Source organism: Thermogemmatispora sp., assembly GCF_042408735.1.
Taxonomy (GTDB): domain Bacteria; phylum Chloroflexota; class Ktedonobacteria; order Ktedonobacterales; family Ktedonobacteraceae; genus Thermogemmatispora.
The window spans coordinates 1-1627 of the sequence record NZ_JBHOQV010000049.1 but is presented as its reverse complement, the minus strand read 5'-3'; the positions used below and the strand labels follow the sequence as shown (position 1 = coordinate 1627).

Annotated in this window: 2 protein-coding genes; one reads left to right on the top strand and one right to left on the bottom strand. The window is 61.5% G+C overall.

Annotation, left to right across the window (positions count from 1 at the left end; genetic code table 11):
• Window positions 1-177: 177 nt before the first annotated feature.
• Window positions 178-855 (bottom strand): class I SAM-dependent methyltransferase, encoded by a 678-nt coding sequence (locus tag ACFMO7_RS03455; protein ID WP_376794137.1) that lies wholly within the window; start codon window positions 853-855, stop codon window positions 178-180.
• Between the two features lie 505 nt (window positions 856-1360).
• On the opposite strand from ACFMO7_RS03455, the gene ACFMO7_RS03450 reads away from it, so the two are divergent.
• Window positions 1361-1627: helix-turn-helix transcriptional regulator (locus ACFMO7_RS03450; protein ID WP_376794136.1), on the top strand; the 267-nt coding region annotated here is incomplete at its 3' end.

The following is a 1627-nucleotide window of genomic DNA, read 5'->3' as shown; positions in this document are numbered from 1 at the left end:
GAAGGGACCTGGTGCGGAGGAGACAGAGGCAGCGCTCTGGCTGGCTCACCCTCGCTGGAGCAGTGGCTCCTGGCGCTCCCGACACGTTGACAGGCAGTGAGGTGGCCCAGGCACTTCCTGCCATCCTGTCTTACGGAGATTCGCCGTCGACCAGGTGGGAGACCGGTGAGCGGGTTCTCACCGGAGCGAGGGACCTCGTTGTGATTGGGCAGCCTCAAGCTGCCGGCTGATGCCGGTGAACCAGTCGAGCAGGCGCCGGGTGGCTGGTCCGGCGGGCTGGATGACATCGCTGAGTTCCAACAATTCGATCCAGCCGCCGGGGCGGGTGACGCGCACCAGCTCGCGGACAACACTGGGCCAGGAGCGAGCCGGGATGGCAGCCACCAGCAAGCGCTGATGGGTAAAGGTGAACTGCCCGTCGGGGAAGGGCAGGCCCTCCAGCACGTTGGCCCGCACGAAGAGGCACGTGGGGGGCACCGGCTGGGGCAGCGACTGCAGGGAGACGTCGACGCCGACGATGAGGGCGTGTGGGAAGAGGGCCTGCATCTCAAAGGCCCAGATGCCGGTGCCGGTGCCCACGTCCAGGATGGTGCGGGTGCTCTCTGGGGAGAGCGGGGCCAGATAATGGTTGCTCAAGGTCCGGTACAAGGCATGATGCTGGTAATTGAGCCGCTGATCCTCCAGCGGGTCCTTGGGCAAGAGGTAGGGCACGTCCTCCAGGTACTGCCGCTGCGCCAGGGGAGCGGGTCCCGTCTGCCCGGGAGCCGCGGTCGAGGTGACCACGGCGGGAACAGAAGAAGCGATGACCCGTGCCCGTGCGCGGCGGCGGCCCAACAGGTGACGCAAGAAAGCCATCTCAGTGCTCCCTTCGTTGAGCAAGGGACGTCTTCTCATCAGGATGAGAGGATGGCTCGGTAGAAACCCCTGGCCTGCTTCCAGCAACCAGGGAGATGGTCGGTACCAGGCCAGACAGGGCAGCCGCCTCGGGCTGGGGCTGCCGCCGGTGGCAGCGGGGGCAGGAAGACGGGGGCAGCGTCTGCACGTCAGTCAGTGCTTGGAAAGCTGTCGCCATTGGCTCGCACTCCTTTCTTTTGCCGTGGTGCCCGGTCCTCTAGATCAGAGCGTTGACAAGAGAATCATTTGCTTCTCAGATCGTCGTGGATCAGCTCAGAGTCTTACCGTGGACAATAGTAGGGAACTTTTCCAAGGGAACCAAGACGAAAGCTCCCTAGAAGTCTGGGAAGTGTTAGGGGAGCACAAATGGCTTCTTGGTAGAGCCATTGCAATTCCCCATTCAGCCTGCTATAATGGGCGCAGAGATTTGCTGGCAGCCACCTTGTAGCAAGTGGGGAGTCTCAGTATGGGGAAGCAGCTCTGGCGCTACGGGAAGTACTCGCCTGGACTCTATGGCCTGCCTCATATGGGGGAGGTTATTGCTGACTATCGCAAAAGGAATGGCTATACCCAGGAGGCGCTCGCTGTTATCTGTGGTGTTGATAAACAAACAGTTGCCTACTGGGAAAGCCAGGTGTATCTTTCAGACATGAACCGCCGTACGCTCCTCTGTAGAGTTCTCTCTATTCCTCCTGCTTTGCTTGGCCTCAGCTGGAGAAGTTTGCTCGATGAG